General features: G+C 58.5%; 23 protein-coding genes and 3 pseudogenes. 18 read left to right on the top strand and 8 right to left on the bottom strand.

All coding sequences use genetic code 11. The annotated features are described in order from the left end of the window. Nucleotides 1-275 precede the first annotated feature (275 nt). Nucleotides 276-1,685, top strand: a complete 1,410-nt coding sequence (gene mdtD, locus ACQKEK_RS20695) for a multidrug transporter subunit MdtD (protein WP_128121580.1) — start codon at nt 276-278, stop codon at nt 1,683-1,685. Between the two features lie 11 nt (nt 1,686-1,696). Here mdtD and ACQKEK_RS20690 read toward each other — a convergent pair whose 3' ends face one another. After that, nucleotides 1,697-1,912, bottom strand: a complete 216-nt coding sequence (locus tag ACQKEK_RS20690) for a hypothetical protein (protein ID WP_045432156.1) — start codon at nt 1,910-1,912, stop codon at nt 1,697-1,699. A 458-nt stretch (nt 1,913-2,370) separates the two neighbouring features. On the opposite strand from ACQKEK_RS20690, the gene ACQKEK_RS20685 reads away from it, so the two are divergent. Beyond that, nucleotides 2,371-2,622 (top strand): hypothetical protein, encoded by a 252-nt coding sequence (locus ACQKEK_RS20685; RefSeq protein WP_499143513.1) that lies wholly within the window; start codon nt 2,371-2,373, stop codon nt 2,620-2,622. A 26-nt stretch (nt 2,623-2,648) separates the two neighbouring features. Here the strand turns inward: ACQKEK_RS20685 and ACQKEK_RS20680 are convergent, their stop codons facing one another. Both ACQKEK_RS20680 and ACQKEK_RS20675 read right to left on the bottom strand, forming a co-directional pair. Further along, entirely contained in the window at nt 2,649-3,398 is a 750-nt protein-coding gene (locus ACQKEK_RS20680) for an MBL fold metallo-hydrolase (protein ID WP_499143497.1), read from the bottom strand. Between the two features lie 12 nt (nt 3,399-3,410). After that, nucleotides 3,411-3,845, bottom strand: coding sequence for a hypothetical protein (locus tag ACQKEK_RS20675; RefSeq protein WP_128121582.1), 435 nt, complete (start codon nt 3,843-3,845; stop codon nt 3,411-3,413). Between the two features lie 184 nt (nt 3,846-4,029). On the opposite strand from ACQKEK_RS20675, the gene ACQKEK_RS20670 reads away from it, so the two are divergent. Continuing rightward, nucleotides 4,030-4,368, top strand: a complete 339-nt coding sequence (locus ACQKEK_RS20670) for an ArsR/SmtB family transcription factor (RefSeq protein ID WP_499143498.1) — start codon at nt 4,030-4,032, stop codon at nt 4,366-4,368. Nucleotides 4,369-4,456: 88 nt separating this feature from the next. On the opposite strand, the gene ACQKEK_RS20665 is transcribed toward ACQKEK_RS20670, so the two are convergent. Together ACQKEK_RS20665 and ACQKEK_RS20660 are read right to left on the bottom strand one after the other, a co-directional pair. Then, the gene (locus tag ACQKEK_RS20665) at nt 4,457-5,839 is read right to left on the bottom strand and encodes an ATP-binding protein (protein WP_499143499.1); all 1,383 of its coding nucleotides are present in this window, start codon (nt 5,837-5,839) and stop codon (nt 4,457-4,459) included. Further along, nucleotides 5,836-6,531 (bottom strand): response regulator, encoded by a 696-nt coding sequence (locus ACQKEK_RS20660; RefSeq protein WP_045429985.1) that lies wholly within the window; start codon nt 6,529-6,531, stop codon nt 5,836-5,838. Before ACQKEK_RS20660 ends, ACQKEK_RS20665 begins: the two co-directional genes overlap by 4 nt. Before the next feature lie 206 nt (nt 6,532-6,737). Between ACQKEK_RS20660 and dsbD the strand changes: the two genes are divergently transcribed. The 9 genes from dsbD to ACQKEK_RS20615 all read left to right on the top strand — a co-directional run bounded on the left by dsbD (nt 6,738) and on the right by ACQKEK_RS20615 (nt 17,394). Beyond that, nucleotides 6,738-8,483 carry a protein-disulfide reductase DsbD gene (dsbD, locus tag ACQKEK_RS20655; protein WP_499143500.1) on the top strand — a complete coding sequence of 582 codons (1,746 nt, stop codon included), beginning with the start codon at nt 6,738-6,740 and terminating at the stop codon, nt 8,481-8,483. Further along, a complete protein-coding gene (locus ACQKEK_RS20650) occupies nt 8,483-9,298 on the top strand; it encodes a TlpA family protein disulfide reductase (protein WP_499143501.1) in 816 nt (271 codons plus the stop codon). The genes dsbD and ACQKEK_RS20650 overlap by 1 nt, the downstream gene beginning before the upstream one ends. Beyond that, nucleotides 9,295-10,074 carry a thiol:disulfide interchange protein DsbG gene (dsbG, locus tag ACQKEK_RS20645; RefSeq protein ID WP_499143502.1) on the top strand — a complete coding sequence of 260 codons (780 nt, stop codon included), beginning with the start codon at nt 9,295-9,297 and terminating at the stop codon, nt 10,072-10,074. The genes ACQKEK_RS20650 and dsbG overlap by 4 nt, the downstream gene beginning before the upstream one ends. Before the next feature lie 58 nt (nt 10,075-10,132). Further along, the gene (locus ACQKEK_RS20640; RefSeq protein ID WP_499143503.1) at nt 10,133-10,780 is read left to right on the top strand and encodes a c-type cytochrome; all 648 of its coding nucleotides are present in this window, start codon (nt 10,133-10,135) and stop codon (nt 10,778-10,780) included. Then, the gene (locus tag ACQKEK_RS20635) at nt 10,777-11,694 is read left to right on the top strand and encodes a c-type cytochrome (RefSeq protein ID WP_499143504.1); all 918 of its coding nucleotides are present in this window, start codon (nt 10,777-10,779) and stop codon (nt 11,692-11,694) included. The genes ACQKEK_RS20640 and ACQKEK_RS20635 overlap by 4 nt, the downstream gene beginning before the upstream one ends. A gap of 363 nt (nt 11,695-12,057) precedes the next feature. Continuing rightward, a complete protein-coding gene (locus ACQKEK_RS20630; RefSeq protein ID WP_499143505.1) occupies nt 12,058-12,828 on the top strand; it encodes a hypothetical protein in 771 nt (256 codons plus the stop codon). Nucleotides 12,829-13,805: 977 nt separating this feature from the next. Next, nucleotides 13,806-15,308 carry a CHASE2 domain-containing protein gene (locus ACQKEK_RS20625; protein ID WP_499143506.1) on the top strand — a complete coding sequence of 501 codons (1,503 nt, stop codon included), beginning with the start codon at nt 13,806-13,808 and terminating at the stop codon, nt 15,306-15,308. A gap of 364 nt (nt 15,309-15,672) precedes the next feature. Next, a complete protein-coding gene (locus ACQKEK_RS20620) occupies nt 15,673-17,139 on the top strand; it encodes a M48 family metalloprotease (protein ID WP_499143507.1) in 1,467 nt (488 codons plus the stop codon). A gap of 15 nt (nt 17,140-17,154) precedes the next feature. Then, nucleotides 17,155-17,394: a phage integrase gene (locus tag ACQKEK_RS20615; protein ID WP_499143514.1), complete on the top strand. Its 240-nt coding sequence runs from the start codon at nt 17,155-17,157 to the stop codon at nt 17,392-17,394. Between the two features lie 414 nt (nt 17,395-17,808). Here ACQKEK_RS20615 and ACQKEK_RS20610 read toward each other — a convergent pair whose 3' ends face one another. Beyond that, a complete protein-coding gene (locus ACQKEK_RS20610; RefSeq protein WP_019407037.1) occupies nt 17,809-18,426 on the bottom strand; it encodes an HAD family hydrolase in 618 nt (205 codons plus the stop codon). A 95-nt stretch (nt 18,427-18,521) separates the two neighbouring features. Next, on the bottom strand, nt 18,522-18,773 hold the full coding sequence (locus ACQKEK_RS20605; protein WP_026006656.1) for a PIN domain-containing protein: 252 nt from the start codon (nt 18,771-18,773) through the stop codon (nt 18,522-18,524). Nucleotides 18,774-19,690: 917 nt separating this feature from the next. Between ACQKEK_RS20605 and ACQKEK_RS20600 the strand changes: the two genes are divergently transcribed. The 6 genes and pseudogenes from ACQKEK_RS20600 to tnpC all read left to right on the top strand — a co-directional run bounded on the left by ACQKEK_RS20600 (nt 19,691) and on the right by tnpC (nt 23,221). Then, the gene (locus ACQKEK_RS20600; protein WP_017246334.1) at nt 19,691-20,095 is read left to right on the top strand and encodes a DUF6957 family protein; all 405 of its coding nucleotides are present in this window, start codon (nt 19,691-19,693) and stop codon (nt 20,093-20,095) included. Beyond that, complete coding sequence (locus tag ACQKEK_RS20595; protein ID WP_041016061.1) at nt 20,095-20,409, top strand: hypothetical protein; 315 nt, start codon at nt 20,095-20,097, stop codon at nt 20,407-20,409. Before ACQKEK_RS20600 ends, ACQKEK_RS20595 begins: the two co-directional genes overlap by 1 nt. Before the next feature lie 53 nt (nt 20,410-20,462). Beyond that, nucleotides 20,463-20,837, top strand: coding sequence for a hypothetical protein (locus tag ACQKEK_RS20590; RefSeq protein WP_080585104.1), 375 nt, complete (start codon nt 20,463-20,465; stop codon nt 20,835-20,837). A gap of 94 nt (nt 20,838-20,931) precedes the next feature. Beyond that, the gene (locus ACQKEK_RS20585; RefSeq protein ID WP_017246335.1) at nt 20,932-21,585 is read left to right on the top strand and encodes a 3'-5' exonuclease; all 654 of its coding nucleotides are present in this window, start codon (nt 20,932-20,934) and stop codon (nt 21,583-21,585) included. Between the two features lie 811 nt (nt 21,586-22,396). Continuing rightward, nucleotides 22,397-22,861 (top strand): annotated as a pseudogene (locus ACQKEK_RS20580) (Tn3 family transposase); the annotation flags it as partial. Next, nucleotides 22,858-23,221, top strand: a pseudogene (gene tnpC, locus ACQKEK_RS20575) (Tn3 family transposase post-transcriptional regulator TnpC). The pseudogenes ACQKEK_RS20580 and tnpC, both read left to right, overlap by 4 nt. Nucleotides 23,222-23,246: 25 nt before the next feature. On the opposite strand, the pseudogene ACQKEK_RS20570 reads toward tnpC, so the two are convergent. Further along, nucleotides 23,247-23,417: pseudogene (locus ACQKEK_RS20570) on the bottom strand (arsenic resistance protein); the annotation flags it as partial.

Here is a 23,417-nt window from a genome sequence, read left to right as displayed (position 1 = left end):
CTTAACGATAATGATTCGCGTCAATTTTGAATGAAATACTTTGTAACGTATACCCCGGATCGTCCTGTATCGCTGCGTTTGATAACGCGGAAGGCGGCGTCTTGAGGGGCTTTTGAGTCGTTTCTGCGTTGTGTTGTCACACCCTGATCGCGTGTTTTGGAAAAGCGTTCTAATCGCTGCGGCTATGGCCGGTCGTAGTGCCGAGAAATCGATTAAATGCTGCGAGAGAGATCGATAGGGGCCTACCATATGCACTTTCGGAGTCGGGGAATTTCATGACTCAAGCTGTACTGGATGCCAGGACCGCCCGCGTACTGCCCTGGCTGGTCGCCATCGCGTTCTTCATGCAAACCCTTGATGGCACCATCCTCAACACCGCCTTGCCGGCCATGGCACGCGATCTTGCCGAAGACCCACTGCGCATGCAGGGAGTGGTCATCGCCTACATGCTCACCGTGGCGTTGTTGATTCCGGCCTCGGGCTGGGTAGCGGATCGCTTTGGTACCCGGCGGATCTTCTTTTCCGCCATCGTGCTGTTCACGCTCGGTTCACTGTTGTGCGCGATGAGCACCAGCTTCAATCAATTGGTGATGTCGCGTGTGGTGCAGGCGGTAGGGGGCTCGCTGATGCTGCCGGTGGGGCGTCTGGTGATATTGCGGGCCTACCCGCGCAGCGAATTCGTTCGCGTGATGACGTTCATCGCTCTGCCCGGCATGGTCGGGCCATTGATTGGCCCGACGCTCGGTGGCTGGTTAGTCCAATACGCATCCTGGCACTGGATTTTTTTGATCAACCTGCCGGTGGGATTGATTGGCTGCATCGCGGCCTTTCGTTTCATGCCCGATCTGAAAAGCGCTGAGCGAATGCGCTTCGATACCTTCGGCTTCGTGCTATTTGGCAGCGCCATGGTGCTGATCACCATTGCCCTTGAAGGCCTCGGCGAAATGCAGATGCCCCATGCTCGGGTGCTACTGCTGGTGGTCATTGGGAGTGCTTGCCTGGCGGCCTACTGGTTACGGGCGGGGCACATCGACAAACCGCTGTTCAGCCCGTCCCTGTTTCACACCCGCAGCTTTGCAGTCGGAATTTTCGGCAATCTGTTTGCGCGCCTGGGCAGCGGAGCGTTGCCGTTTCTGCTGCCATTGCTGCTGCAGGTCGCGTTGGGCTATTCCCCGGCGCAAGCGGGCATGACCATGATTCCGTTGGCGCTCGGCGCGATGTTCATCAAGCCATTGGCCAAGCCACTGATCGACCGCCTCGGCTATCGGCGCATTCTGATCGGCAACACCCTGCTGCTCGGCAGCCTGATCGCCAGTTTGGCGACCATCGACGGGCAGACTCCGACGGTACTGTTGCTCGCGCACCTGAGCCTGATCGGCATGGTTAACTCGATGCAATTCACCGCGATGAATACCGTGACGTTGGTAGGGCTCAGCAACCAGAACGCCAGCAGCGGCAACAGCCTGCTATCGGTCGTGGTGCAACTGTCGATGAGTCTGGGCGTGGCCTCGGCCGGCGCCTTGCTGGGCGGCTTCACTGTGCCAGGCGCGGATGACGCGGCCGTACTGGACGCGTTCCACCTGACCTTCCTGTGCATCGGGGCGATGTCGATGCTGGCAGCGTCATTGTTCTTTCAGCTGGACAGCAAGCAGGCCATGTCCGCCGGGCCCATTGACGCTGACTGATCGAGTCGGGATCAGCCGATACACAGCTCGGCTTCTTCCTCGTCCTCGGGGATCTCATCCGTGACAATCACCCGCGCATGCTGGGCATTGTCCTCCTCCAGACGGAGGCCGAAATACCGAGTGTCATACGCATCCCAGAACGCCTCGACCTGCTCCATCGTGGCGGCCTCGAGGAGTACCTCCAGGCTGTGCTCCAGGACAATGGTGTAGAGTTTTTCGGAAGACATGATTAGCAGGCTCGTGCTCAATTCAGGAGATGGCTGCTCCTCTGCAGCCGTGATGTCATTCTGACAGCTGACGAGCATTTGGTAGCTTCCGCTCATCGCCTGAAAAGAGATTCCCGCTGAACGGTTAGCCTCGTTTTGGAACTGTTTGAACCGAGCAGTTCCGGTCAATGTTCTGTTCAGCCAGCCCTCGAGTCGCGCATCGATATGTCGTTATTTACGACATAGCGGTTCGCTTGCAGGTCATTGCTGAAGTCTCCTCTCTCTTAGCCTTCTGGCATGCAGCACCAGGTTTGCCGCCGCTGAGAACACCCTTGGGGCCCTCATCGGCTTCGCCCGGAACCCGCTGCCTTTGTTTACCTGTACGGGTAAACATTATCGACCTGTCGTTTATGACGACATAATGTCTAACCATCGCTGGATGTGCCGGTGGCAACAGAAGGACTTGATCTATGGGAACAATGGGAACGTTCTGGTTGGTGACGGGAGGCTCGCTCTGTGCGGTTCTGGTGCTGGTCATCATTTTGTGGCTGCAGTGGCTGCAGCTCAGGCAACACAGGGTGGAGCTCGCCGTGCTCCGCGAGCTGCTACAGGGACTCGGCGGGATCATTCAGCGGCTGGAGCAAGAAAAGGCCGAGCTGACTGCAGGCCTGCGAGCGGAGACGGGGCAGGTCGAGTTGCTCAAGCGGCAACTGAGCCAGCTACGTGGATGACTCAGTCTGCTCGCTCGGTTTGCGGCCTAACCCTGGGGGCTGTGTTCGACCTGCTCGCAATATTTCCGGTAGCTTTCCGACAGGTCTGATGGACACACGCCGCACTGTCGATTGCCAGGGACGGCGTGGTCGATGAACTTCGGATATGGCAGATCCAGCTCTGCCATGATCGACCTGAATTGCTCCAGCCTCACGGCCTCACCCAGCCGCGGGTTGCGTCGCTTTTCCTGGGCAATGGTTGATACGCGGCGGCCATGGTAGTCGTGGCCGGGATAGACCAGGGTGTCGTCCGGCAAGCTGAATAGTTTGCCTCTGACGCTATGGAAAAGATCGTCCGCACTGCCGTTCTGGAAGTCCGTCCTGCCGCAGCCGTCTATCAGAAGGGCATCGCCACTGAACAGTCGATCGCCGATCAGGTACGCGAAGTGCCCATCCGTATGGCCCGGCGTGTGCAACGGCACCAGCTGCAGGCTGCCGACCTCAAACGGGGTGCCTTCCTCGATGCCCACGTCGGTGCAGGCCAGCTTGTCGATGGCAGGGCTTGCGATGCGGCAGCCGGTTTTCCGCTTCAGTTCCAGCGCCGCGGTGATGTGATCGGCATGTATGTGGGTGTCGAGCGTAAACGCCAGCTTCAGGCCGAGGCCCGCCAGCTCGGCCAGATCGCGCTCCATCGCGGAAATGACCGGGTCAATCAGTACTGCTTGTCCGGTTTCTTCGCAGCCCAGCAAATAGGTGTAGGTGGAGGAAATGGGCTCGAATAGCTGGCGAAAGATCATTGTCATCTCCGTTCAGTGATGAGAGGGCTGCGGCGTTTGGTCCAGCATTTCCAGCAGCGCAAACTTCTCACGATCGATCTCGCCGCGCGTACGGATACCTAGACGGCGCATGATTGGAAGCGGTGGGCACCAGCCTTGGAGGCCGTGTTGCAGAAGAAACGGCAGCACAACGCCCGGGAGCAGAAACCATTTCCGGTTCACCGTCAGCCCCAGCAACAAGCCGGACAGTGCGAGCGACGAAGCGTTGACCTCCAAGGCCCGCTCAACATCCCACTCGCGATCCAGCGCCTCGATGCGCTGCATGATTGAGTGTCTATCCAGACGGCTGAAGTGGCGAATGTTGTCGTCGGTTTGTTGATCAATTGCGTGATTGAGGGCCGCGGATGTCGAGCGGCGAACTCGATCCGCCTGGTCACTTGTGGCAATGTTCTGATGGTTCGATGTCATGGCAGTCTCCTGTTGCACGCTGTGCCTGGTGGGGCTGGCGTGGCGAGAAAATGACTACCGGAACTGGGACGAGTCTGTGCGACGCCCTGAGCTCCGATGAGAACCGCTCCGACGAGCAGGAACACTTTACTGAGATATATACCGGTAAAATGTTCCGTCAATCTGTCCTGATCAACGGTGAAAAATGGCCTCTGCGTCAGAAATTGATATGGAAACGCTTCGCAGCAGTGCGGCCGAAGCCTGCGGTCTGCTCAAGGTTCTGGGTAACCCGGACCGGTTGCTGCTGTTGTGCCAGATGACTCAGGGCGAGTACTGCGTGGGCGATCTGGCGACTCTGACCGGTATCACTCAGCCGACCCTTTCTCAACAACTGACCGTGCTGCGGCACAACGGCATGGTCAGCACCCGTCGTGAAGGGAAACAGGTCTACTACGGCATCGCGAGCCCACAGGCGATGGAGGTCATGCAGGTGCTGTACAAGCTCTACTGTCAGGCGCCTCAAGCCGCGGAGCACGTGAGCTGAGCGTCGGGCTGGCGTTTGGCCCTGCGCGCCCTGCGAGACGCGACCGCCCTCCGCTGGCAGCGCAGACCATCGGATAGCGGCGCAAACGTTACTCCATCGGCGGTTGAGCTGGACGGTCATTCAGCCGCGCAGTCCCGTCTAGAGGGATCTCCTGCAGACCGGCGATCAGCTCGACCTGAAGTCCATCGCCATGGGCGGTGAACCTCAGATCGCAACCGCAGCGCTCGGCGATGGCCTTGACGATGGAGAGCCCGAGTCCGCTGCCGTCACCCTCGCTGTTACGCCAGAACCGTTCGGTAAATCGCTCGACTTGTTGTGCGGCAATGGCTGGCCCGTGATCGGCCACCCTAAAGCAGACCTTGTCTTCAGCGAGCTGCTCCAGTGACAGTTGAACGTGGGACCCTGGGCGCGTATGCCGGCGTGCGTTGTCCAGCAGATTGCGCAGCGCCGCGATGGCCAAGGCGGGCGGCATGGCCAGCTCACGCAGCGGCACGTCTGCCGCCACGTTTAAATCGATGCAGGGTCCCGGCTGCTGGCTGGCGTCAGCGATCGCCTGTTGCGCCACCTCGGCGGACGTACATCGAAGGCCGTCATCGAAGGAAACAAGCCCCTCCACGCGTGCCAGCATCAGCAATTGCTCCAGCGTTCGGTGCAAGCGATCAGTGCCGATCTCCGCCTGGGCCAATGCTCGTCTGGCGGTGTCGCCCTCGGTCATGGCCGCGACCTGCAGATGAGTCTTGATGGCGGTCAGCGGGCTGCGCAGCTCGTGGGCGGCATCATCGGTCAGCCGCCTTTCGCGTTCGAGCGTTTGTGCAATCCGTGCAAATAGCTGGTTCTGCGTTTCCACCAACGGCACTAGCTCCGGTGGCAGCCGTTCGACGTGCAACGGTTCGACCGAGTCAACGCTGCGCTGCGCCAGGGCGGTGCGGATTCGCCTGAGTGGCGACAGGCCTTTGCCAATGCCAATCCAGAGCACGACCAGACTGCCGAGGAGGGCGACCAGTACCGGCAGTGCCGCAGCCAGTAGCACCGATCGCTTGAGCGTCGCGCGTTCATCGAGACGATCAGCCGTGGTGATGCGCATCCCATCGCGGATCATGGTAAAGCTTCGCCAGGCGGTGTCGCCGATCAGTTGGTCATGAAAACCGGTGCGCTGGGCATCAAGCACGCTGTCCGGCGCCGCATGGCTGCGCGCCAGGACCTCACCGCGCAAAGAGCTGACCTGGCAGGCCAATCCGTTCTCGATGCCGAGCTGCTCTGCGCTCAGGCGAGCGATGCCGCCTTCACCCAGCTGCGGCTGCGGCAGCTGCACCAGCAGGCCTGCGACCATCCGAGCCGATGCTGCCAGACGCTGATCGAGTGACAGCATCAGCTGGTTACGCACATCGAACAGCATCCAGGTGGCCGCCACCGACCAGAGCAGCACAAAAGCGGCGCCGAGGGTCAGGGTCAGACGCAGGCGCAAACTCATGAGTCGGGAGCTCTGGCGGGCTCGGTTGTCTGCCCGGCGGGTCCCAGTCGATAGCCGAGGCCCCTGACGGTTTCGACGATGCCATTACCCAGCTTGCGACGCAGATGATGGATGTGGACGTTGAGCGCGTTGCTTTCGACCTCGTCGTCCAGTCCATACACCGCGTCTTTGAGTTGCTCGGCCGAAAGCACCCGGCCAGGGTTCTGCAAGAGCGCTTGCAGCAGCGCCTGTTCGCGCCGGGACAGGTCAACAGGTTCGCCTGCCATGGAAGCCGCGCAGGCAGCCGGGTCATAGCTCAGTGGGCCGTGTTCGATCAGGTGCGTCGTTCGTCCGGCGGCCCGGCGCAGCAAGGCATGCAGACGGGCTGCCAGTTCGCGCAGATCGAAGGGTTTGACCAAGTAGTCGTCGGCGCCCGCCTGGAGCCCTGAGACACGCTCGGCCACCGCATCGCGGGCCGTCAGAACGAGCACGGGCAATTCGAGCCCGCGCCGCCGCAGTCGCTGGAGGAAGTGCAGGCCATCTTCGTCGGGCAGCCCCAGGTCGAGAATCATCAGATCGAAGCGGGCAGTGCGCAGCAGCGCGTCGGCCTGAGCAGCGGTCGCAGCATGGGCCACGCCGAAGCCCTGGGCTTGGAGCCCGGCAACGATGCCGCTCGCGATGAGTGCGTTGTCTTCTGTCAGCAGTACCTGCATGGGGGAGCTCGTCTTGAATGCACCGGCCAGTATCGCGCTTCTCGATTAACGGAGCGTTATCAAAGGGTACGCTGAGTTGCTCGCGCAGCGTCGCTTGTTGGCCTTTCTTCGTCGGTCATTTGTCAGCGCCAAGCCAATTCGTTAACGGCCACTTAATCCCCAGTCGCCATGCTCGCGTTGAATCTGGTGACGGGGGTGTGTAGTTCATGCGAGCGGTTCTTTTCTCTCTGGCCTGCTGCTTCTGGCTTGTGCAGCTGGCGAGCGCCGCGCCGTTTGCGCTTGGTCAGAAGCAGGAGACGTTCTTACCGGTAGACCAAGCGTTCAGCCTGCATGTGGAGCGCCCAGCCAGCGGCGGTGTCGTGCTGCGCTGGGACATCGCGCCGGGTTACTACCTGTATCAGGAGCGGCTGCGGTTTGGTGGCTTGGCAGCGAGTGGCGAACCGCAGTTGCCACCTGGGGAGCCTTATCACGACGAGTATTTTGGTGGTTCGCAGGTCTATCGCAACAGCCTGGAGGTCACCATCGCCGAGGCAGGCCTCGCCACGCTAGAGCTGGGATGGCAAGGCTGCGCCGATGCCGGTCTGTGCTATCCGCCGCAGACTCGCACGATCGATCTGAAGGGGCCTGATGCAGGGGCATCTGAGCCTGTTCAGGCCGATGATCAGGCACTGGCGAGCAGGCTGGCGCAACAGCCGCTTGGCTGGAGTCTGTTGATCTTCTTTGGGCTCGGCTTGCTGCTCGCCTTTGCGCCGTGCTCGTTGCCGATGCTGCCAATCCTTGCCGGTATTGTGGTCGGCAGCCGGTCCAGCCCTCGCCGCGGCATGCTGCTCGCCGCTTCCTATGTGGTCAGCATGGCGTTGGTCTACGCAGCGCTGGGTGTCGTGGCTGCGCTTCTCGGTGCGAATCTGCAGGGGTGGCTGATGCAGCCCTGGCTGATCGCCAGTTTTGCCGGGCTGTTCGTTCTGCTTTCCCTGCCGATGTTCGGTTTCTTCGAGCTGCAGTTGCCAGCCGGTCTGCGTGATCGGCTAGAGCAGGCCGGGCGCACGCGCCAGGGCGGCAGCCTGGCTGGGGCCAGCGTGCTCGGGGTGTTGTCCGGTTTGCTGGTCGGGCCCTGCATGACCGCTCCGCTGGCTGCGGCATTGCTGTATATCGCCCAGAGCGGCAGTGCCGTCAACGGAGGGCTGGTGCTGTTTGCCCTTGGCCTGGGCATCGGAACGCCGTTGGTATTGCTGGTGACGGTCGGCAATCGCTTCCTGCCGAAACCGGGGCCCTGGATGGACCGCGTCAAAACCACGTTTGGTTTCATTTTTCTGGTCGCGGCCCTCTATGTGCTCCGCCCGTTGCTGACGGATTCGTGGTGGGTGGGTGTGTGGGGTGCATTCTGGCTGCTGGTTGCCAACGGACTCCTGCAGCTGTCGCGGCAGCTCAAGCAGCATCGGGCGTTGCTCAGCGCCGTTGCTGCGTTATCCGGCGTATGGGGGGTTGCGCTGGTGCTGGGTGCGGCGGGTGGCGCCCAGGATCCGAATCGGCCGCTTGCCGTATTCACCAGCAACGTCGCTTCGGCAACTGAGGTCGAGGGCCCGCAGGGTTTCGTCGGTTTCGCCGATCCGGCTGTTCTTGATCGTGAACTCGCTGCCGCCAAAGCTGCCGGGCAATGGGTACTGATCGACTACTACGCGGACTGGTGTGTGTCGTGCAAGTTCATGGAGAAGGAAGTGTTTGGCAACGCGCAGGTGCAAGCTGCGCTCAAGGGCGTACGCATACTGCGACCGGATGTGACGCAAACCAATTCCGCCACCCGCGAACTGCTGGGCCGCTATCAGGTCATGGGGCCGCCGACGCTGCTGCTGATTGGCCCGGACGGGGCGGAGCGCCGTTCGCACCGCATAACCGGCGAGGTCGACGCCGGCCAATTCCTTAGCAGATGGAACGAAACGATGGAGCAAGGCTGATGATGACGATGAACGTGGGGCCGTTGGCCCTGGCCGTTCCCCATGTATTGCTACTGGTGAGCCTGTTTCTGGCGATGCTGACCGGCTGGTGGGTTGGGCGGCGCAGCGAGCGCAACCCCGAACAGCAGTTGTTCAGGCTGCTACTGGTGGCGCTGCTCGTCGCGCGGCTGTCATTCGTGCTGGTCTATGCCGAGCATTTCCGTGATGAGCCCTGGCGCGTGATCGATATTCGTGACGGCGGGTTCATTGCCTGGCCGGGCGTGCTGGTGGCTGTGCTGCTTGGCGTCTGGCTAGCCTGGCGGGAGGGCAGTTTGCGCAAGCCGCTGGGTGCTGCGGTCGCTGTAGGTGTGCTGAGTTGGGGGTTCGGGACCTTCGCATTGCATGCCTTCGAGCAGGGCACGCGTCTTCCCGAGTTGGGGCTGCGCGACAGCCAGGGCAAACCAGTTGCCTTGCAGGATTTCGTCGGTAAACCGCTCGTCGTCAATCTGTGGGCCACCTGGTGCCCGCCCTGCCGGCGAGAGATGCCGGTGCTGGCCGAAGCACAGCGCAACCAGCGCGACGTGACCTTTCTGTTCGTCAACCAGGGCGAAGGCGAGCGGGTCATCGCGGACTTCCTAAGCGCCGAAGGGCTCGGTTTGGATAACGTGCTGCTCGACACCGGCGGCCGTCTCGGCCAGCACATAGGCTCTTCGGCGCTACCGACAACGCTTTTCTACGACGCCGACGGACGCCAGGTCGGCAGCCACCTCGGTGAGCTGTCTCGCGCCAGTCTGGCACGCGCCCTTGAACAACTGGAGGTAACCCATCAGCCATGAATCACCTACGACCGATCTCTTTTTTCTGTTCAACGCTGGCCTTGCTGCCAGCACCCGTGGCGCTGGCGCAGGCCCTGCCTCCTGCGGTCCAGGCCGTTGAGGCTCGCGGCGCCGAAGTGGTCGGCAGCTTCGAGGCGCCGGGAGGATTGAAGGGTTACGCAGCACGCTACAACGGGCAGGGCATCGCGCTGTACCTGACGCCCGACGGTGACCACGTTCTGATCGGCAGCTTGCTCGATGCCAATGGCGAAGACCTGACGCGTGCGCCCCTTGAAAAGTTGGTTTACGAACCCCTCAGCAAGGAAATGTGGCAACGGCTCGAGAGCAGCACCTGGATTCAGGACGGCGCTGTTGAAGCGCCGCGAGTCGTCTACATGTTTTCCGATCCGAACTGCCCGTACTGCAACATGTTCTGGAAGCAGGCCCGACCGTGGGTCGAGTCCGGCGACGCCCAGCTTCGCCATGTCATGGTCGGCATGCTACGTCCGGACAGCGCGGGTAAATCTGCTGCGCTTCTGGAAGCCGAGGATCCAGCGGCCGCCTTGAACACACACGAGACAGCAGGAAAGGCGAGCAAACTGGAACCGCTTGAGGACGTATCGCCTAAGCTGACAGAGAGGCTCGAGGCGAACCTGACGCTGATGGCGGAAATGGGTGCCTCGGCAACACCGGCCATCTACTACCTGGACGACAGTGGACGTCTGCAACAGCAGCAAGGTGCGCCTCGTCCCGATTCGCTGACCAAGATCATGGGGCCGCTGTCAGCGAAACGTTAAAAAGGGCCAAACAGCACTCCCGTGCTGCCAAAACAATAAAAAACGATCTGGAGGCTTTATGAATATCGCTCGCTGGCCGCTGACAGGAGTGCTGTTAGCAGCCTTTCTGCCCGCCCATGCCGCCGATTCAATGGTTGTCTACACGAAGGGCGGGGCCAACCCTGCCGCGATGGCATGCATTACCTGTCACGGGGCTGAGGGCGAAGGGATGGCGGCAGCTGGCTTCCCCAGGCTTGCCGGTCTCTCGGCGGGTTACATGAGAAAGCAGTTGGCCGACTTCGCGTCTGGAGCCCGCGCCAACCCCATCATGCAGCCCATCGCCGCCGCCTTGAGTGCCGAGGAAGCGGACGCGGTCACGGCGATGCTTGCTGACAAGCCAGGACCGGAGGTGGAGCGGATCGGCCGAACTGCGGCGGTCGAAGGCCCAGGTGAAACGCTGGCCCTGCGTGGTGCCTGGGAGCGCAACATCCCTGAATGCGTCGCCTGCCACGGCCCCAGCGGAGTGGGGGTCGGTGACGCCTTTCCGCCGCTGGCGGGGCAATCCGCGCAATACCTGGCCGCGCAGCTGAACGCCTGGCGTCAAGGTACGCGCAAGAACGATCCCAACGACCTGATGGGGCACATTGCCCGTAGCCTGACCGATGACGAGGTCAAGGCCGTCTCGGCGTACTTCGCCGGCTTGACCGACCAAGGAGCAGCAAGATGAACACCCAAACCAGCGTCTTGCTGTTGATCGCCCTAGCTGTACCTGCCTATGCCGATGACATCGCGATGGACGACCAGTCGCAGATCCTTACCGGGGCGGGCGAGCCGGCCAGCAGCCGGTACTTTCAGCCACCCCAGGAAAGCGAACTTCCCGACAATGCCTACGGCAAGCTGGTCCAGGAAGGCCGCGCCATCTTCGTCGACACCAAAAACCGAGCCCCGGAATACGTGGGCAACGGCCTCGCATGCGCGAACTGTCACCTTGAGCAGGGCCGCAAAGCCAACTCCGCTCCGCTGTGGGCGGCATACACCATGTATCCGGCGTACCGGAAGAAAAACAACAAGGTCAACAGCTACGCCGAGCGGCTACAGGGCTGTTTCCAATTCAGCATGAACGGCAAGGCCCCAGAAGCGGACGGACCGGTGATCGCGGCGCTGACGGCCTATTCCTATTGGCTGGCAACGGGCGCCCCGACTGGCCAGGAACTACCCGGTCGTGCCTATCCGGAAGTGCCAAAACCGGAAGGCGGCTATGACTTGGCCAAAGGCGAGCAGGTCTATGCGGCCCAGTGCGCCGTATGTCATGGGCCGAACGGAGAAGGGCAGAAGTCCGGTGACGATTATGTCTTCCCTCCGCTATGGGGCGGGGACTCGTTCAACTGGGGTGCAGGCATGCATCGGATAAACACCGCCGCCGCGTTCATCAAGGAGAACATGCCGTTGGGCAAGGGCGGGACCTTGTCGGATGAAGACGCCTGGCACGTGGCCGCGTTTATGAACAGCCACGAACGGCCCCAGGATCCGCGGCTGATCGACGGTTCGGTCGAAAAGACCCGCGACAAGTACCACGCCAACGACGGCGTGAACCTCTACGGTGAAACCGTCAACGGCACGATGCTGGGCAAGGGCCTTTAGTCGGCAGGGATCGTATCGCAGCGGGCAGCGGCCGCCCGCTGACGAAAGACCGTGAGCGTCGATTGTTTTCCGGCGGCGATGCATTCGCCGCCGGTTGAGCGCGGTGCTTTTTCAGACTGCTGAGCAGGCAAACGAACCGCCATCGGACGTCTCGGACGGCCAGCTGTGAACTGTAGAACCTGCCGCCTGACATCAGTGCTCAACCGGCCATCTGATCTGCGGCTGTCGATAATGGCTGCTGGCTACCGGTCATCATCCGAAAGAGGCAGATGGCACGATTTGAGGAACTGTCATGGCTATCACTCCCCAAAACTGTACGAGCCGCATTTTGCGGGCCGTGAAAGCAGAACGGAGGAGATACTGATGACACTCAAGCAATCGGCATCCCTATCGGCAGCAATACTCGCCGCAACCCTGGCCGTTGGCCTGCCCGGGGCTGCCGTCGCGCAGCAGACCGGCCAGACCAATCAGGCAGGCCAACAGGCTGGAGCGGGGATGCGGTCCATCTCCGTAGGCCATAACGTCGTGGACGCAGTGGACGATGTGCGCGAGACCAGTGCCGACTTCATTGGCGCGCTCCTTGGCGCCGAGGAAGGCCTGGGACTTGGCAATTGGGAGCAGCGGGAACAGCGGCTCAATCAGATCGAGGAACAGTTGGAGCAAATGGAGGCCGTGCTGGACGAAAAGGCCGAGGCCACGGACCAGGAGTGGATCGACTGGATGGGCGGTCCGGATTACAGCGTGACCGTGACCAAGCAGATCAAGAACCTCGGCGCCCATCTGGAGCAGGTCTCCAATATCCTCGCCGAGAATTGGCAGACCAAGGGCATCCAGGTACTGATCGGCAGCAACGTTCTGGATCAATTACGCGACCTGCGCGAAACGACCGGCGATCTGCTCAACGCGATGGAGAATGCGGGCAGCGACTACGGTTGGACGACGGATCCGAACCGGTTCAAGGAATCGCGGGAGCGGCTGACGAAGATGTCCAACGACATCGACCAACTGTTGGTCATGTCGGATGCTGACTGGCGTGCCTATCTAGAATCTGACCGATTCCATATCGTCATCCACGACAACGTGGCGACCCTGGCCGACGTTCTTAAGAACATGACCAAACCGAACCAAGGCTGACCGGCGCTACCACCCGCCATGCAAGCGGCGGCTTGCCCAAAGCCACCGCTTGCCATGCATGACGGAACACACGAACAGAAGTGCTCGTTAATAGCCGGCTGAGGGCGTTCGCTCTCCTCGAAGGTGGCGGCTCGTTTGTGTTCCGGCAGGTTGAAGTCGGTTCGAGTGGGCACGGCATTCGCTGAAAATACGGTCTTGCAGGCACAAAAAAAGACGTCCGAGGACCGAAGCACCTAAAGGAGGCTTCTATCAGAGCTGGGGTAGATGTATTGCTCGATCCGGCGCGTCCGTTAAGGATCGATTTTTCGGGGGGTGTGTTAATACATCACGTCGCCGAAGGTAGCGTTTCGCTTTATATCTGAGAGCCTGGCGGGCCCATCGATTGCGTACCCCCCGATCTGGTGCGACAGCAACATCGCTCGTTTCTTCGGCCGATGTTTTTCGCTCAAATCGTGTGGGCTTTATCGCCCGAGTAAGCCAAAAGTTTAGAGGACGGTAGCGTCAAAGCTGTCTACCTGTTGCCTGCGTAATGACCCAAATACGACTATCCATATCTGAGCTGAACCTCCCACAACTTGGGCTCACTGGTCCGTTGTGATGGAGTGGTGAGCCTGCAATAGCCAGAGCCGGCTTTACATGCCGAAGATCAACCCACCGGTGGACGCGATGTAGAACGTGCCTTGTTAGCATTAGCCTGCATCGCCTTGTGAGAATAGGCATAGAGCAACCGTGCGGGTCAGCAACAACGAGGCTAGATTTTCGCTACACCGAAGCGCTCTTCGCCAACGAGCGCAGCCAGGGAAACTAGCTGATCCGATCAATGGTTTGTGACTCAAGTCGTGCTTTCATAATGATGGCGTTATGATGCTGCCTGATCACTCAGGACTCGCATGGGCCGGATGGCTGCATGCTTCGGATGGACAGGGATGCCGAACGGGAATCACCAAGAGCCACGCCCTGGTGTCGCGTCAGGGCAAATGAAAGGCGTCGAAGACTACTTCAAGCAGCTTGCACAGCTGGTACTGATGTGTAGGCGGCCACGCCAGTTGCTGCATCGACTAGGCGCAGGCTTTGGTCGGCGCTGGCAGTTACTGCTCCGCTACTTCGCAAGCTTTCAGGATGACCGTTTAAAGAAAGTGCCGGGCTATCTGGTCGCCTGGGCAACTTTCTCTCGCATGGTTGTGATTTCCGTTGCGCTTATCATTCCCGCATGGCTGCTGGAGGTTGTCGATCCTTTCGGTCTTTCGGGCGCGGTGGAAAGACATTCGCAACAGATCGTGCAGAAGATAGCTGCGCCTTTTTACCCAGCAACCGCACAGTCGCGGATCGCAGTAGTACTCATCGATGAAGCCGCCTTGGCCGTACGTGGCGAGAGCTGGCCGCCCCGCTATCTGTATTACGAGGAGGTCGTTCGACGGATCGCCAAACAACGCCCATCTGCTATTTTTCTCGACGTTCTAGTTGAGGACCGCCGCTCTTATGATGCGTCCCTCCCGCTTGCACAAAGGGCGCTAGAGGAGACCCTGAAGGAAACGGGGGTCCCACTGTACCTAGCGGTCCTAGATGGCGGTGAGCGCAACCTATTTGCAAAAGTCCCTGGAACTCACTTGGCAATGGCCGGTTGGAGTGGATATGGCGCTGACTATCCGCTTCTCGTGGATCGCAGCCATCGCTTTGGCGCGACGCCGCCAGAAAGTGACAACCGATGCGGCACCAATAGCCTGCCGACTGCGGCCTTCGCTCTGTATCGCCAACTCTGCGAGCGTGGCGAGCAGAAGGGCTGTGGTGACGCCTCGACGGAAGGTGGCGTCGGCGCATTCTGTGCGCCGATGGTTGTTCAATGGGGATACAACGTTGCGCCGCAGATCCGTGCTCGGGACCTGCTCTCGGCGAGTCAATGCGCGCCATCTGAGGAAAGTGCTGGAACCCGACTCTTCGACTCCGCACGGATCCTGTGGTCAAGCTTACTTGCCAGCTTCGATAAAGAGTCCGAAGCCCAAGGCCGTCAGCCATGCCCCTATACATTGACGGTGCGCGAAGAGGACCTGAGTAGCGCTCGGGTTCGCGGACTATTGAAAGACCGGGTGGTCTTGGTCGGAACGAGCCTTGCCGGCATCCATGACCTCGTAGGAAGCCCCGTCCATGGGCAATTGCCAGGCGTCTATCTGCATGCCATGGCGCTGGATAACTTACTGACCTGGGACGATCACTATTTCGCTCGGGCTGAAGGCACCCCCACGCTTCTAGTCCTCGGGCTGCTCTTGGCCTGGGTGTCTGCGGCTCTCATTCGTGCCAACCCAGCACGCTTGGATTTCCTGTTGCACGCCTTCGCTGCGTTGCTGGTGCTCGGCGTTAGTGCTTTTTTCTACCTGGTGTTGCATCGCCCTCCGCTTGACTGGCTTGGGCTTCTGCTCATTTTCGAACTTGCCCGGAGGATATTGGAATCCTCTGCCAATCGGCGACAGCCGTCCGTAAATTAAGGAAGAACTCCATGATCCGATCTGTCATTTGTCTCGCTTTCGCCGCTGGCTTGCCGCTGAGCTGCCTTGCCGATTCGCAGGTTACTGAAGCAAACGTCGACCCCGTTAGTGTGTACGAGCGTCAAGCAGACGGGCTGTACGTTCGAACTGGCAAGCGTTCGGTCGAGGAGTTGTCGTTACCGTTGGCGCTGCTCGAGCAAAGCCCTAGGGGCTACCTGAAGGTTTCACTCAGTGGGCAGGAGCTTTGGCTCGACAGCATGGATGTCGAAGTATTTCCGCCGCCGAGTATAGGAAACAGTGGCTGTGTGCCGACGCTTCAGGACTCAGTAGCGGCCGTCTCGCGCGGAGCCGGGGAGGGGTGCCCATGAAGCGGCTTGTTTGTGCCGCGCTGTTTCTGGCTGTAATGGGTGGCTGCGCGCAGGTTAGCGTGCCGAAATTGCCTATAGTCATGGGAGCCGATGACCCAACCATTACGCTATTCGACTCGCGTTTCCCTGGCGCGGCAGCTAACAAGGAACAGGTGAGCCTGCAGACCACCGATAGCTTTTTGCTGCAGCACCGTGCATTAGGCACTGCCGAAAATCCGCGTATCGACGAGTACACAAACTCAATCCTCAAGAAACTCCAGCGAACGTTACCGGGAACACCCGCTGCGGGTCGGATATACATCACGCCAAATACTGAGTTCAGCGCAGCGAGCTATGAGGACGGCGGGATTTACATCCCTTACAAGGTGCTAGGTGCGCTCGAGAGCGAAGACGAGCTAGCGGCGTTGATCGCACACGAGTACGCGCATGTTCTATTGAACCATCACAAGACTAATTGGCTTGATACTGCCTCTGGTTTGCTCTACAGCGCCGGTAAGCTGTACATCGGTCAGCGACAGGCTGATGTGGTAGAGAGCGATCTGCTGCGTATGCTTGCCATCAACGAGGCTGGGCTTGGACTGTCTCAGATCGGTCTTATTCCTGGTTTGACGCGTTCACAGGAGGACGAGGCTGATCGATTGGGTGCCGATCTCGTAATCCGGGCAGGATACTCTTATATCGGTGCCCATAAATTGTTGAGCCGCATCAGGACTTGGGATGATGCGACCAAGGCCCAACGCGAGGCACGTAAGAAAGACTATGTCCAGCTGTTTAAGCCTAGCGACAATAGCTTACTAGCTAAGGCCATTGACGGTCAGGTGGACAAACTCGAACATCAGGCCGAGAAGCTTATCGGGAAGTGGAGCCGGCACCATGATTCGGGAGGAGCTCGAATGGATGGTCTGCGCAGCTATATCAAGCAGCATTACGCTGAAGTGGAGCGGCCGTCCCTCCGTGTTGACGCTTATAAAAAGGTGATGGCCGCCTCTGAGGCTCGTCGTTTCTTCGAAGGATTAGACAAAGCTCATGTCTCCTCGCTTGCCCTAATGAAGCAGGACCGTAAAGACGCTTTGTCCCGTGCACGTCAGGCTGGGCAAACCCCTGCATCCAATGCAGCTTTTGCGCGTCACGTACTGATCAATGCGTTGAGTGTGAACGGCCTCGAACGCGATGCGGTCGTTGAGCTTGAAAGCATCGTTTCTGATGAGCGGGCGCTCTACAGCGACAACTTGCTCATGGTGGAGATGTTACGTGAGCGTGAGCCGGAGAAGGCGCTGACACTCGCGCAGCGCAGCTACGATCGCTATGGTGAGCCGGTTGAACTTCTGCCTGACCTCATCACGCTTAACAAGCAGTTAAACCGGAACTGGATCGTGATGAAGCTGTACGGCGTTTGCGCCGCGAGGGCGATGGCCGCTACCGATAACGCACTGTTAGACAGCTGCAACAAAGCCAAAGGGTGAGCGGTTGATAGGCGCATTCAAGCGTACCAACGTCGTAAGAAACTCGATGCATTGGCCAAGCGCTTGCGAGATCCCATCGCCTCGCGGATCGATCCTCAAGCCTATGCCCATGACCGCCAAGTGCGTATGGAGGCGGGCGCCTCACCGAAGACGCTCAACTTCGACACCCGCTATCCAAGAAAGCAAAAACCCCTGAAATTCGCTAGGAAAATCAGGGGCTTAAGTGTTTCGAATTGGTGGGCCGGGGGGATTTGAATCCCAAACTTCAATATCCCGGCCAAATCAAGGCTTCAGCGCATTATGCAAGAAACCTTGATTTGTTGGATTGCTCACAGTGAGCGCGAGTATATGAACCTTTCGAGCCTTGTCAAGCATCGCATTCACCTATCTGTGAGAGTGGCTTTGCGTGCGTTGGCGAGTAGAGCTGCCCGCAGTCGGTTGGGTTTAGGCTGCGTTGAAGCCAAACGCTCCTGAGTTTGAAGTTACCAATGATCTAGGGAGGCGCCTTGGGTTTCTAAGGTGTTCCCGTTGGCACCCGATCATAATCACCTCAACTCAATTTACGGTCTTATTTTGACTGCGGTTCGAGGTTCATGGAGCAGGATTGCCTGGTGTGATTCCAGGTTTCAATCGCGAGGTGCGAAAATGGATGGGGCTGACATCGCTCGCTCAACGCGCGGTTGCCAATACCTTACGAGCGAACGTAACCAATTCAGGGCAGTCACCGTTGGTGCTGTTTCGGTCAACAAAAAAGCCTCGGATGCCTACTGCCGTTGGCCCATCTCGGTCGCAACGTTGGGAGTCACCGATCATCCACGATGCGGTCGGGGACGCCCCAAGCTGATCGCAAATCCAACTGTAGATGGTGGGTTCGGGCTTCATTACGCCTAAATCACAGCTAAACGCATATGCGTCTAGCATGGGGTAGCAACGCAGGACGGCTTGCCGGTACGGGAAAGCCAAATTCGAGCAAACACCGATTCGAATGCCTTGCTCTTGGAGCAGTTTCACCGCTTCGAGCCCGTCAGGATATGCCTCAACGGCTGCGATCTCTTCTGCCAGGACAGTTTCCAGAGTGCTCAATTGTTCAGGGCTTGCAGTGATCCCCAAATGCGCTGCGGCTTGCGTCAACGTTATCGCAGATTTCATCAGGAAAGACGCGTCGTCCGGGCGGGGGCGCCGCCCATGCGCCTTTCCGATCTTCATCAACTGTCGGTACGGATGCGACCCATCTTGAATCTTTATCAGTGTCCCGAAAGCATCAAAAATGACGGCTTGTATGGTCATTAGACATCCCGTTACGACAGGGTATGAAGGCTGGCGCATTCAACCGACGTGCTTGATTGGCCCCGAATACTTCGCTGTAGCATGATTATTGGTTACTAGGATGAAGCCTTCCGAAGCTGCTTGTCCGATGAGCATCCGATCAAATGGGCGCTGTGAAGGAGAGGCGAGGCCGCAGCCGTAATGGCGTGTCGGCTGGTCACGGACAGCTCCTTGTAGTCGCCGTCCAGAAGAGACCTTCTTAGTACTCCTGAATCGAACTGAAAGCTTGCTTTGCCCATCGCGTTTTGGCCGATTTCCCAGATGCTAGCGGCGCTGATGAACAGCTCATTGGCGCGATCCTCGATCATCTCCACAGCCCCGAGTTAGCTAACCCACTTAGTCTATCCCCTCATTGGAGGGGCAGCTGTCATGGTCAATTGCAGGCTGTAAACAATTGCGGTTTTTCCGTGACGCTGCGGTTATATGGAATTATGGCTCAGCCATAATTATTGCTGACCCATAATTTCCATCATTTTGTGGCCTCGCCGTACAGCTCGACGCGTGGCGCGCTTCGTGCGTGCACTAGATAGGTAGCTAGGTGTTAGTGAGCAGATCTCAGCGTACGCAGACTTTCTCGAACCTTCCCCTCGCTACAAATTACTCAGATCATCCGCTTTCGTTTGTATTTTAAGCAGTCGCGAGGAGTCGCGGTACCCTTCCGCGTCACAGACGCGCCTCGCTTGTGGTGATTACCAACGGTGCGAAATTTCAAAATTCGAAAAGACGACTCCGAGCCGGTTGGATCAGCCTCGCATCGTCCGTGGAGATGTCTTGATCTCAAATAGTCATTGACCGCGCCCAGGGTAAGTCCGATAAGGATTATCTTCTTGCTCTTCTGGTGCATGTGTTCTGGCAATCCTTGTCAATATATACGTATTAAAAATACCGATGGTCAGTGGTTGGCTTTTTCTTTTCTAAAAGTGCTTGACGAGCAGTCGTTGGAGCTGGATTATTTTATTGCATAGGTTTCAGGTTGCTGTTTTTTGTCCAATACTGAGCGTATTGAGCGACGCCATAGGCTTGCATCGATGAATAAAGTACTTGGTTTAATAATGGAGGTTGATGGGGTTGCGCTGCTCGCCTTTTAGACTCAGACCATATATAAAAAAGTCAGAACTGACGCTCATTGGGAAACAAGCTTTTCATACTTGGTAGGTTTGTCAAGGCAGGGACGTTTTGCCCAGATTCTGCCTTTAGACATCTATAGCTCAGATAGAGAGACGGTATGGACGATTTAAAGAAAGTATCTCATTTGTTATACGCCCCGGGTGAGGTAATGCCCGGTATCGAGATGTCGTTAGCAGAGGCGTGCGCGCGTGGTTCAGCGGCTGCGTTGCATGACGAGGTGCCTTTCTGTGTTGTGCGTGACTGGATCTGGATCGATCTCATCGTGCCTGACGCGATACGAGAAACGTTACAGGCGTCCGGGCAACAGCCCGCGATGGTGTATGCCGGGCGCGTGTTGTACGACAGTGCCAACCGTTTCCAAGAGGGTGACTGGGTGCGTACAACACAACTGATTGAGTTTGCCGATGGGTGCATTTTCAGAACGCGCAATACGCGATATGTGCTTGCTGGCCCAGGGGCTCGCAAAAGCGCCGAGCTCACTACTGTGTTGAAGATTTTTTGATGCGTAGTCAGATATTGGCGGGCATGGACGTACCAGACAACCGACACCCCGATGTGCCTTGCGACGTCTGTGGTACCTCCATGCGAGTGCCTGGGTACGGCGAACAGTTCGGTGTGCTGCAAGCGCACTGGGGATACGGCGCGCGACATGACGGTGAGCGTTATCGCGTACGGATGTGTGAAACCTGCTTCTTCATGACCTTGGCGTATTTGCGACAGGAGCGACGCATACATCATTTGTTTGGCGAAGCCCCGCAGCATGAAGACTACAAGTTTGGGCGTATTGCTCGAGACGATTATTGGTTGGACAGCTAGCCGTTATTGGGGGGTAGGCAAAGAGTTTTGATCCGAATTTGGGTGCTGACACGATGAGTTCAACTAAACGAAGTATCGACCAAGCACGTGATGTATCTGACGCGTTGTTGCGAGCAATGGGTATGTCTTTTGGTAGGGAAGTTACGGCGTATCTCACTGACGCTTATTTAATCTCAGGCTGTTGTATCGGCGTGGTTCATCGTCACGTGCGGGCGGATGTGTATGGAAGGTTCCAGGACGGTCACCGGGTTCGTACCTCGGATGTACTGAAAGCTCATCAGCAAGGCGGATTTTGGGCGCTGTTTACCGCCACGGGCAGCTTGTACGTTATTGTGACTTTCAAAGAAGACGGCGGGCGCCTGTCACTGGATTGGCTGTTGGCACAGAGGGCAAAAGGCATACACGCAACCCCAGTAACGATTCAGTGATCCGTTTCTCGTGTCACTACTATAAAACTGAGCCCACGGTCCGTGCTGATGCTCGTAGGTTTATATCCTCTGAGGAAAAGAAGGGCGGGGTGTCATGCAGGTAAAGCGTTGGGGGCAGCTTGATGCGCTTCGTCAACAACTTGGAGAAAGTCGCTGGTTACTTTGCGTGGATCTGGAAGCGACTTGCGATGACTACCCTGCCGGCCTAAACGAGGCGGCCCGGAACGCTCACATATTGGAGGTCCAGCGCGACGAGATGGAGACGATCGAAATTGGCATCGTGCTGTTGGATGTCCAGTTGGAGTACAGGATTGTCGATCATTTCGGACAGTTTGTCCGGCCGCTACTTCGCCCCACGCTAACTGAGTTTTGCACGGGGCTGACCGGCATATCTCAATCTGACATCGATACTGCAAAGCGTTTCGCGGAGGTACAAGATCAGCTTGGTGACTGGCTGAGGCCGCGAAATACAGAAGGCTGGCGCTGGTGCTCTTGGGGCGATTACGACCGAAACCAGCTGAAGGAGGACGCTATCAGAGCCGGGGTAGATGTATTGCTGGATCCGGCGCGTCATATCAATCTAAAGAAGTGCTTTTGGAAAATTTTCGCTTGCCATGCGCTAGGGCTGAAGCGTGCAGTGGAAAGCATAGGCCTTTCCTGGGAGGGTGAGCATCACAGGGCCATCGCCGATGCGCGTAATCTGGCACGGTTAGCGCAGTTACTGCTCAGCGCGAGGCAGCCGACGTAGTAGGGCGAACGGCGCTGTGCCTGCTCATCAATTCTACCCCGTGGCCGCCCGGCTCGCATCGAGCCGCCATCTCACCAGTGCATACGGAACACATCTGGATAACATCATAAAGAGATTCAACACGTAGCTTGGCGCGAGGTATTGGCTGATGCACCCGAATTGCCGATACTGCTAAATGGCCAGCATGCTTGTATAGGGAGTCGAAGCGATGGCAGGGAAGCGTAAGCGCAGCAGCAAGTCTGGTGTATCTGGAGCGATGGTTCTGTGTGCCCTAGTGATTGGGGGGCTAGCTTCCGTTCCCAAGGGTGTTTGGGTTTTCTTGGGCGGAGCACTCATTGTCGGCATAGGCGGGTGGCTAGTAATAAAGGCCTTCAGCAAACCGTCAGTCATGTCTTCGGCAACAACTATGCGGCCACCTCAAGGGGGAACTCGTTCAATTTCCTCGGACCTCGGCATAAGCACCGGCCTGACGTTTTCATTGGATGAGGTCTCGCCACTAAGTGAGCCCTCTGCTCCTGCGCAAGTCTCGGCGTCGCCCCGGCAGGTTTCGGCAAAGCGAGACGACTCTGGCTTTTTTACCGTAACTTTGGAGGCCACTGAGCGGCCTTCCCACCGAATTCCGAGCGCGCCGGCGAACCTGAATAGTGCCAACGTGCGGTGGCTCTCTGCTGGCGAAACCATCGAAGTGGCGGGCGAAAATATCACTATTGGCCTGATCTACGTCGGGGAAGATAAAAACAGGCGCTATGGATCTTCGGAACCGTCACTGATCAACCCGAGACTGAAGGTCGCACGGGGCATCGTCGATATATCTGAGCGTCTGGGCAGCGTGATCCGCACGATCTTCCTGCTCAACTGGATCGGTAGCCGCGAGTTGCGCCAGGAAGTCACTGCGAACACCAATAAAATCGAGTCCTACAACGGTTTCTCGAAGTGGCTTTCGTTCGGTGGCGACGTGATTGCTGAGAACGATCCGGACGAACAGCAAAAACGTCTGCGCTACAACGACATGATGGCCTCATCGGTGATCCTGCAGAACACTGTGGATATGATGCGCATTCTGCAGAAATTGGCCCGAGAGGGTTGGCAATTCACCGACGAGGACGTGTCCTTCCTCAGCCCCTACCAGACCAGCAACGTCAAGCGCTTCGGCGAATTCAACCTCAAGCTCAACCGGCCACCGGAGCCCTGGATCAAGGACTCGGTGTTTCAACAAGCTGCCGGCTCGCTGCGGGTGATCACACCTCGCCAGCTAGATACCGAGAAAACCACATGATCAATGTTCCTCCCGCATCCTTTCGCGTTACACCGTACGGCGAAGTCGATGCAGTGGCGTTGGAAAACTTTGCGCGACGGCTTCGACACCTCTCAACTGCTCCGGCTGGTTGATCGATTGGACGCCTGCTCGCTAGAAATGGGCGGAACCACCGCCATTCGCGATGAGCTGCTGAGATTGCATGCGATGGTTCTGACGATAGTTGAGGGCATCGCTCTTACGGTGCCTGCCGAGAGTGCCTGTATCTGGGCAGAGGCCGAATCTCTACAGACGGATCTTGAGGCGCTGGTTTCCTGGGCTCGCACTGCTCAGCTCCTCATTGCGCCGCTTATCAGTCTTGCACCAAACCGCGAGGCATGAGCACTCTGGCCGATTTCGCCCAGATTCAACTGTTTCTGACCATGGCTGGAGTCGCCCGCAAGTAGATCAACTCACCAGTCAGTTCTACGAGTGTCTGAGTGATCACAGCCGCCGCGGCCAGCGCGCGAATGGACTCTAGGAGCGCCAACCCCAGGGGAAGCACTGCAAGCGAGTTGCGAGTGTCTGAACTGAAGGC

The sequence above is a fragment of the Pseudomonas sp. NPDC077408 genome, from assembly GCF_050269105.1.
Lineage (GTDB): Bacteria > Pseudomonadota > Gammaproteobacteria > Pseudomonadales > Pseudomonadaceae > Stutzerimonas.
This window is presented reverse-complemented; position numbering and strand designations above follow the sequence as displayed.

Bases quoted from the DNA above. Each gene is read 5' to 3' on its own strand.
- mdtD (WP_128121580.1), top strand. From the start codon at position 276: ATGACTCAAGCTGTACTGGATGCCAGGACCGCCCGCGTACTGCCCTGG.
- ACQKEK_RS20690 (WP_045432156.1), bottom strand. From the start codon at position 1,912: ATGTCTTCCGAAAAACTCTACACCATTGTCCTGGAGCACAGCCTGGAG.
- ACQKEK_RS20685 (WP_499143513.1), top strand. From the start codon at position 2,371: ATGGGAACGTTCTGGTTGGTGACGGGAGGCTCGCTCTGTGCGGTTCTG.
- ACQKEK_RS20680 (WP_499143497.1), bottom strand. From the start codon at position 3,398: ATGATCTTTCGCCAGCTATTCGAGCCCATTTCCTCCACCTACACCTAT.
- ACQKEK_RS20675 (WP_128121582.1), bottom strand. From the start codon at position 3,845: ATGACATCGAACCATCAGAACATTGCCACAAGTGACCAGGCGGATCGA.
- ACQKEK_RS20670 (WP_499143498.1), top strand. From the start codon at position 4,030: ATGGCCTCTGCGTCAGAAATTGATATGGAAACGCTTCGCAGCAGTGCG.
- ACQKEK_RS20665 (WP_499143499.1), bottom strand. From the start codon at position 5,839: ATGAGTTTGCGCCTGCGTCTGACCCTGACCCTCGGCGCCGCTTTTGTG.
- ACQKEK_RS20660 (WP_045429985.1), bottom strand. From the start codon at position 6,531: ATGCAGGTACTGCTGACAGAAGACAACGCACTCATCGCGAGCGGCATC.
- dsbD (WP_499143500.1), top strand. From the start codon at position 6,738: ATGCGAGCGGTTCTTTTCTCTCTGGCCTGCTGCTTCTGGCTTGTGCAG.
- ACQKEK_RS20650 (WP_499143501.1), top strand. From the start codon at position 8,483: ATGATGACGATGAACGTGGGGCCGTTGGCCCTGGCCGTTCCCCATGTA.
- dsbG (WP_499143502.1), top strand. From the start codon at position 9,295: ATGAATCACCTACGACCGATCTCTTTTTTCTGTTCAACGCTGGCCTTG.
- ACQKEK_RS20640 (WP_499143503.1), top strand. From the start codon at position 10,133: ATGAATATCGCTCGCTGGCCGCTGACAGGAGTGCTGTTAGCAGCCTTT.
- ACQKEK_RS20635 (WP_499143504.1), top strand. From the start codon at position 10,777: ATGAACACCCAAACCAGCGTCTTGCTGTTGATCGCCCTAGCTGTACCT.
- ACQKEK_RS20630 (WP_499143505.1), top strand. From the start codon at position 12,058: ATGACACTCAAGCAATCGGCATCCCTATCGGCAGCAATACTCGCCGCA.
- ACQKEK_RS20625 (WP_499143506.1), top strand. From the start codon at position 13,806: ATGAAAGGCGTCGAAGACTACTTCAAGCAGCTTGCACAGCTGGTACTG.
- ACQKEK_RS20620 (WP_499143507.1), top strand. From the start codon at position 15,673: ATGAAGCGGCTTGTTTGTGCCGCGCTGTTTCTGGCTGTAATGGGTGGC.
- ACQKEK_RS20610 (WP_019407037.1), bottom strand. From the start codon at position 18,426: ATGACCATACAAGCCGTCATTTTTGATGCTTTCGGGACACTGATAAAG.
- ACQKEK_RS20605 (WP_026006656.1), bottom strand. From the start codon at position 18,773: ATGATCGAGGATCGCGCCAATGAGCTGTTCATCAGCGCCGCTAGCATC.
- ACQKEK_RS20600 (WP_017246334.1), top strand. From the start codon at position 19,691: ATGGACGATTTAAAGAAAGTATCTCATTTGTTATACGCCCCGGGTGAG.
- ACQKEK_RS20595 (WP_041016061.1), top strand. From the start codon at position 20,095: ATGCGTAGTCAGATATTGGCGGGCATGGACGTACCAGACAACCGACAC.
- ACQKEK_RS20590 (WP_080585104.1), top strand. From the start codon at position 20,463: ATGAGTTCAACTAAACGAAGTATCGACCAAGCACGTGATGTATCTGAC.
- ACQKEK_RS20585 (WP_017246335.1), top strand. From the start codon at position 20,932: ATGCAGGTAAAGCGTTGGGGGCAGCTTGATGCGCTTCGTCAACAACTT.